Consider the following 7,381-nt stretch of genomic DNA (forward strand, 5'->3'; position numbering starts at 1 on the left):
TTTTTTCACCCCATTATTTTCAACTCATCCGCATAAGCTTGCGCTTCTTGAGCGGCATATAAAATCACACCAACTGACCATGCATGTGACAATGTCAGTAACATCCCTTTTGGCTGGAAGCAATTTGTATTGTAATAACGCTCTGTAACCATACCTTTATATGCATTAAAATCACCATCCTCGCGTGCGATGCATTGAAGAAAACAAGCAAGGTTGTCACGGGTTCGATCTAAATAATAGTTATCTTTCGTATAACGCCATAAGCGGAGCATTTCCGGGACACAAAACAAGCCATAATTATGAAGATGCTGATTGGAAGGAGATGCTTGATCCGATCCACGAGAACGGAAATCGAGTTGTCTGAGCATTGTGAACTCAGGAAACTCGAGATTATAAGTCCAACGGAACGTCATCATCCAATCTGCTGCTGTACGTGATAGTCTTAGCCATTTTTCATTCTCGTTTTCTTCGTATAGCAACACATAAGCAACAACAGCGTTGTAAGCATCTTCAGACGTTGGTGTCAGATGAACATCTTCTGGAGCTCCGTAAATAAACTCATTCAAAACAAATCGCTGATAGTATTCACCTGCTAATATAGCAGCTTGACGGTATGTATCATCGTTAAAGTATTTCGCTCCTTCTAGCAAGGCAGCAATCCAAAGAATTCCACCAGAACCGTCCCATTCTTCGACCGTTCCCTCTTCACAATGATAATAAGAACCAAAATTCCCATCCTCACGCTGACATTTAACCGCGAAGTCTAAGTTTGAACGTACCGCTTTCTCCCACTCGCTGTGATTCTTTCCATGTTGTTTTTCAAATTGGAGAGCACGAACCATAAACAAGGTTGCTTCCGAAATGGTGCGCGCTTGCAGCCATTTATTATTTGGATTCCAACCAGTTCCCCATCCTTTGTCAACTTTCCATTCTGCCCAAAAAATACCGATAGGAGATAGTCCAGAGGCAATTTTGTTCATCACTTGAGTAGCTGCCTGTGTATAGTCATCCACTTGATTTTGGCGACCGTAAGCTAGTAATGCGTACGCATACTGGGCTCCACTCACCCATCCGACATGCATGTGAGGACGGTCACCTTTCCCACCAACATTTCCGTTAAATTCACGATCAAAGGCAGCGGTTTCATTTAAGATGTGGTGCTTTGGATCATAGTGCCAATAATGAAGACCATGAGCTGTTAAATCTGCAGCTTTTTTTAAATCCATCCAAGGATTGAGCGGATACATTTCTTGATGTTGTCGGTAAAGTTCTCTTACAAATGGGTCGTAAGCATGTAAACTTGAATCGCCAACATAGACTTTATATTGAAGGTGCACGATTTCCCCAGGGATCCAATGATGTGTTTCGCAATCTGCTGGGTGTGGATCAACAGGGCTGTGGAATGTAATTGGCTCTTCACGGTAAGGAAAATTCAACCAAATGGCTGTTCCAGCTTCGTTTCCAATAAAGCCCAACCCACTTAATCCAAGTTCAGACATTTCTTCTGTAAATAACGCCCCACAAAAGTGCTCGTTCCAAGCAAATACAGCTGGTAGTGCTGCACGGTCCGAACGAAACGCCCAAAAGTCAGATTCTAGCTTCTCTTGATCGCCACCATTGTAATCATATCTTGGATACATTCGTGTGTTATGAGCAAAACGATTCTCTTTATAAAATGCTCCCGGAATCATCCATGTTGGACGACCAGATCCGATCAGGTCAAAGCGAGCTTGGATGCCCGCATCCAGACCTGAATCACCGTTGTACGTGATCTCCATCTCCACATCTAAATACTCGCACGTGCCTTTTTGCGACTTTAAATTTGTTTTTACTGCAAAGTGAATAGATGAGCCAGTAAGTTGAATTTCATTTTCGCTTTCTGTCACGTCTGAAATCGTTACATGCTCATTCTCATGTAAACCTGTAGTAGATAAAAGAGCTGATTGTTGCATATATGCAACCTTCTCTTTTAGAAAAGAAGGATGTATCCTTAATTTATATCCTTGGGCTATTTGTTCGTATTCTATATTAAATTGACTCATGTTTGTTCACCTCCGAAAATATATTGCTTCGTACAATGGAAGATTCGATTCTAGTTACTTACTTTAGATTGTTCAAAAAGGTAGACTGTTTACCTTTTTGAACACCCAAAGAAATTGAAAGCGCGAAATGTCAGTTTTTTGTAGGAAGCTGTTCATTACAACTCATTTTTCATTTTGTGAGGAAACACCGGTATCGACTCACCCTTAAAGAACAAAATCCTTTGCACATTGTGCACTATCAAGGAAATTCTCAATTTTATCGATAACGGTCTGTTCTACAGCATTTTGGCCTCGTTCTTTTTCAGCAGCCGGTAACGCCTTGCATTCTGCATTTGTCATTCTCTCATCTCTACCAAGTTCCGCAAGCAAACTAACTTCTAAATCAGTGGCAATGTTTACTTTGCTAACACCACCGTTTGGTAGTTTCATTGCTTCTTTAATCATTTCTGCCGGTACACCAGAGCCACCGTGTAAAACAAGATGTACAGGAGTTAACGTACGAATCGCTTTTAAACGTTCTAAATCGATCGTAGGTTTTCTCACGTTATATACCCCATGAGCAGTTCCAACCGAAACCGCTAATGCATCCGCCTTCGTTTCATTTACAAATTGTAGTGCCTCATCTGGGTCCGTATACAACTCTTTATCTGAATCCGTTTCAACAAAGTCCGTTGTTCCGATCATCCCTAATTCTGCTTCAACCGAAACCCCTTTTGAATGAGCATACTCAGCAGCTTCTGAACTAATCGCAATATTTTGTCCAAGTGGATGTTCAGAAGCATCAATCATAACGGATGTAAAGCCAGCGTCAATTGCATCCATAATGACAGACATTTCTTTAGTATGGTCTAAGTGCAACACGGTCGGAACAGTAATGTTTTCATCTTCTAACGCTTGATAAAAAGCTGCTCCAAATTCAGCAGGAGTAATTCCATACCTGTCCATCTCCTTTTGCGAGATTTGGACTATAATTGGTGAGTTTGTTTTCTCTCCCGCTCGTAAAATAGGGAGAATCATATCTGTATACCTTGGAGCAAAGGAACCAATTGCATATTTCCCTTTCTCAGCTTGTTCTAAAGCATGCTTTAATGTAATGACATTTTTTACTTTTTGTTTACTCATATTATGAACTCCTCTATAAAATAGTATTTTTAATTCTTGTAAAGCTTACAACCCTTTCTTATAAAAACTTCGTAATGGTTCCTGAAGAAATAGGTAACCTTCCTCAAAAAGAGTCTGATATTTTTGCTGATTTTCTGTATTCGGGTATACATTATTTTCTTGCCTTTGTGAGATTAGCTGTAATAATTCAGCTTCATCTTTATAAACACCACTGCCAAGCCCGGCAGCCATGGCTGCTCCTAACAAAGTTGCTTCTGATACAGGAGGAATCAACAAATGACAGTTGGTTACATCAGCTTTTATTTGTAGCCACTGTTGATTTTTCGTGCCACCTCCAACCGCAATAAGGGTTTGAATCTGACAATCTTGCATTTTTTCCGCTGCTCTTCTCATATACTCAAGCTCAAATGCCGTTCCTTCTAAGAGCGCTTTCAATAAATCTCCTTTTTTATGAGTGCTTTTCAATCCTATAAATGCGCCTTTGGCATTAGGATCCGGTTGAGGAGAGCCACTTCCAGTTAAGTATGGATAATACAACATCCCCGTAGGCGAACTAGGAACTTGATCTAATAAATTCTTCATTTCTTCATAAGATAAATGTTGACTTGAAAGCTGACTTCTCAGCCATTCAACTGAACCTCCAGAAGACTGAATCCCCCCCATCCAAAACAAGCGGTTTGGAACAACATGGCACCCAAATGTAAAACCTGATTCATATTCTTTTTTTGTTAAACCTCGTTCATGCAATGAACCAACTAGCGTTTCAGCTGTCCCCATTGAATCTAAGACTACCCCAGGCTGGGTGACTCCAACCGCTAAAGCTGCACAGACGTGATCATGACCAGAAACTGCTACAGATATGCCTTTTTCAAGCCCAATCTCCTCAAAACCTTGGGAAACTTCTCCTACCCCTGTCCCGCTTGGGTTCACTTCCGGAAACAAGGATTCACCAAGTCCGAAATGACGAATCAACGGAATATCCCATTTTTTTTGATCAATTCGAAAGGCAAATGTCCTTGCTGCTAACGAATAATCTGTAGAGACTTTTCCTGTTAGTTTGTAAGCGATAAAATCAGACGTTGATAGCCATTTGGCATTTGTTGTAATCTGAGGATCTTGCTGCTTTAACCACAAGAGCTTTGCTAAACCGGATTTATAACTATTGTGAAGTCCTGTTTTTTGAAACTGTTCAACAGGATCTATTTCTTGCTGCAGCACATTTGAAACTTCTTCTGTTCGACGATCAAACCATGGAATTATATGAGAATGACACTCATTAGTTTTTGGGTTCAGTAGCAGGCCACTTTCAGCCATACTCGTTATCCCAATGGATACGATCTTCTCATGCTGATCAGAAGTAACCTCCTTAATTAATTGAGTGACCACTCTCCACATCTCGTCAGGATTATAATAGGAAAGCCCCTCCTCAGTTAGGTGACTTTGGTTTGAACGGATAGCTATTTGAACAAGTGTTCCATCACATTCAAATAAGCCTGCCTTTATATGAGTCGTTCCAATATCAATTCCTAGTAATCTCATTTTCATTCAGCTATCCCTTCTAATGTTTGCTGAACTCTTTCCATTCCAAGTTGCGGACTTGCTAAAAACATCTCTTGCTGTTCAATAGGTAAGGTAGAAACAACACGCGCCATTGATGCTTGAGCCAATACAACAACATCTACTTTCTTAGCAATATTAGACAACACCACAGATAAAGCAGCATCATGACTATTCTGATCACCTGTTATCAAACACTGATACGCTTCCTCAGCTAATTCAGATTCGAACTCCACTTTTTTGTTGAATTCTGTGGCTTTCTCTTGCAAAAGCCTCATTGTTGGGTTTAAAGTTGTTGCTAGTGTCGCAACAACTCCAATCTTTTTCCCTCTTTTTATTGCTTCTTCAGCCATTGCTTCATCAATTCTAATAATGGGTATGGTAATGTTTTGGCGCGCTTTCGCAACAACTTCACCTACTGAAGAACAAGCATTTAAAATTACATCTGCACCAATTTGCTCTGCATACTTTGCATATTGTACTAGACGATCCTGAACTAAACTAATGTTCCCGTCGGTTTCAATTAATTGAGGTAGAATCGAATCATCAACAAAGTTAACGACTTTACATCCTGGAATCTTTTCTTCTGCCAATTTCTTCAAAGGCTCTACTGTAACCGGTGTTGTATGTAATACAGCGACTTTTTTACTCACCATCTCACTCCTCTCTGTTTGCAAAAGTACGTTAAGTGGTTTATTGTGGCTTTTGTTGAGTTGTTGTTGTTTCTTCGCTTAATTATGTCTCAAATCGTTCAAAACGTCAATGGATTTACTGAATATTAATTAGATTTATTGAGCACTATCTTGATTTTACTTACTATAAATCATCTTGCATCAGCAGCACATCTGAAACCAATATTACCTGTTGAACTATCAGGAGTATTGGAACTTCTTGCTGCTACACGATAACGGTTGCAATATGATTCATGGCATAAATAGGATCCTCCACGCATAACACGTGCATTTCCCAATCCTGGACCCATTGGATTAACCTTTGTCCCTTTTAAATGAAATGTTGGACTAAACCAGTCACCACACCACTCCCACACGTTCCCAACCATATTGTATAACCCATATCCGTTAGGAATATATTCATCTACCGGACAAGTTCCAGCATATCCATCACTAGCATCATTATCTTTGGGAAATTTTCCTTGCCATATATTGCAATGATGCTGATCATTAGGTCTTAGTTGGTCTCCCCATGGATACCTTTTTTTCTCTAATCCCCCTCTAGCGGCATATTCCCACTCCGCCTCTGTAGGCAGTCGTTTTCCTGCCCATTTACAATAGGCATTTGCATCTGTCCATGAAATATGAACAACTGGATGATTCATACGATGATCAATACTAGAATTAGGACCTTCTGGCTGATACCAATAAGCTTCTTTAACAGGGATCCACCAAGGGGTGTACGGCAAATGTCCATCTAAAATATCGACTTCACTCTTATCGACAAAAAGATTAAAAACAAATGACCATTCAAACTTCTCTGCTTCAGTTACATATCCAGTATCTTGAACAAAAGCTGCAAATTCCTTGTTCGTAACAGCATATGGCGATAGATAAAAAGGATCGATTGTTACTTTTCGAACTGGACCTTCTCCATCCTGTGGATATCCTTCACTACTGTTTGTCCCCATCCAGAAACTATCTCCCGCTAATAGAACCATGTTATTTTTCCCTTCGGTCAATGTAATACTGCTGTTTTGTTTTTTTTTGCTTTGATTTGCATTTAAAGTATTGTGTGTACCGCTTACATTTTGTCTTCTTGCTGCACAACAAGGGTGATTTTTTTCTTGTTTCACTAAATGAACCTCTCTTTCTCACTTGAAATTTATTTTCTGTCTCGCTATCATAAATCAATTTTTTTTGTCTTTAAAGAGGGATTCGTTAAAAAGGAGGGAAATAACTCTGATACTAAACAATCTCCTTTTTCTTTAGTAAAACACTTTTTCACCTGTATTCCTCTATCAAAAAAGGGGTTACAAACAATATGTTTATATGTCATGAAAAGGAGAGAACACTATTTTCATTAAAAATAAATAGGAAAAGGGATTAAATGGATTCTCAAATCTGGAAAAAGTATTCGATAGAAAACTTCATAGATACAGAGACAATCAAAACCATTTTTGTCACATGATGACATGTATGTACTTTATTTGATCGCTTTCACTGGGGATATCGAAGAAAACAAAATTGGAATTATGGGACACAGCTATGGTTAAACCATTATTGGTTCTACAAGGGGAAAATGACCCGCGATTTTTAAAGATAAAATCCGATGAAATTGTAGAAGTGACAAGGAAAAACCAAGTTCCTGTTGATTATATTGTTTTTAAAGGAGAAGGATACGGATTAGACAAAAAACATAACCAATTAAAAGCAAATAAAGCCATTCTAACTTTTCTAGACATGCATTAAAATAAATTTAATCAATAGAAAAAAGGCTACGCGCCAGCCCCGAAAAGCCCACTCGGTGCTAGCTTTAAACAAGCAGCGACTCCACTCATTGCTGAGTTATGTCAAAAAGGGAAAGTCACCCTTTTTGCCTATGTTGCTTTTGCAATGGCTCCGTTCGCTGCGCGCCAGCCCCGAAAAGCCCACTCGGTGCTAGCTTTAAACAAGCAGCGACTCCACTCATTGCTGAGTTATGTCAAA

Annotated in this window: 6 protein-coding genes; 1 reads left to right on the top strand and 5 read right to left on the bottom strand. The window is 39.5% G+C overall.

Features of this window, described 5'->3' with window-relative positions:
• Positions 1–5 precede the first annotated feature (5 nt).
• From SLH51_RS08580 to SLH51_RS08600, 5 genes are all read right to left on the bottom strand, one after another.
• Positions 6–2,042, bottom strand: a complete 2,037-nt coding sequence (locus SLH51_RS08580) for a YyaL domain-containing protein (protein WP_335960679.1) — start codon at positions 2,040–2,042, stop codon at positions 6–8.
• Between the two features lie 204 nt (positions 2,043–2,246).
• Positions 2,247–3,164, bottom strand: coding sequence for a class II fructose-bisphosphate aldolase (locus tag SLH51_RS08585; protein ID WP_335960680.1), 918 nt, complete (start codon positions 3,162–3,164; stop codon positions 2,247–2,249).
• A gap of 45 nt (positions 3,165–3,209) precedes the next feature.
• Positions 3,210–4,709: an FGGY-family carbohydrate kinase gene (locus SLH51_RS08590; protein WP_335960682.1), complete on the bottom strand. Its 1,500-nt coding sequence runs from the start codon at positions 4,707–4,709 to the stop codon at positions 3,210–3,212.
• The gene (locus SLH51_RS08595; RefSeq protein WP_335960684.1) at positions 4,706–5,377 is read right to left on the bottom strand and encodes an aspartate/glutamate racemase family protein; all 672 of its coding nucleotides are present in this window, start codon (positions 5,375–5,377) and stop codon (positions 4,706–4,708) included. The genes SLH51_RS08590 and SLH51_RS08595 overlap by 4 nt, the downstream gene beginning before the upstream one ends.
• A gap of 167 nt (positions 5,378–5,544) precedes the next feature.
• Positions 5,545–6,528, bottom strand: coding sequence for a formylglycine-generating enzyme family protein (locus SLH51_RS08600; protein WP_335960686.1), 984 nt, complete (start codon positions 6,526–6,528; stop codon positions 5,545–5,547).
• 391 nt (positions 6,529–6,919) lie between these two features.
• Between SLH51_RS08600 and SLH51_RS08605 the strand changes: the two genes are divergently transcribed.
• Positions 6,920–7,144, top strand: a complete 225-nt coding sequence (locus tag SLH51_RS08605) for an alpha/beta hydrolase family protein (RefSeq protein ID WP_335960688.1) — start codon at positions 6,920–6,922, stop codon at positions 7,142–7,144.
• Positions 7,145–7,381: the final 237 nt, after the last annotated feature.

The organism is Halalkalibacter kiskunsagensis (assembly GCF_037027555.1).
GTDB lineage: Bacteria > Bacillota > Bacilli > Bacillales > Bacillaceae_D > Halalkalibacter > Halalkalibacter kiskunsagensis.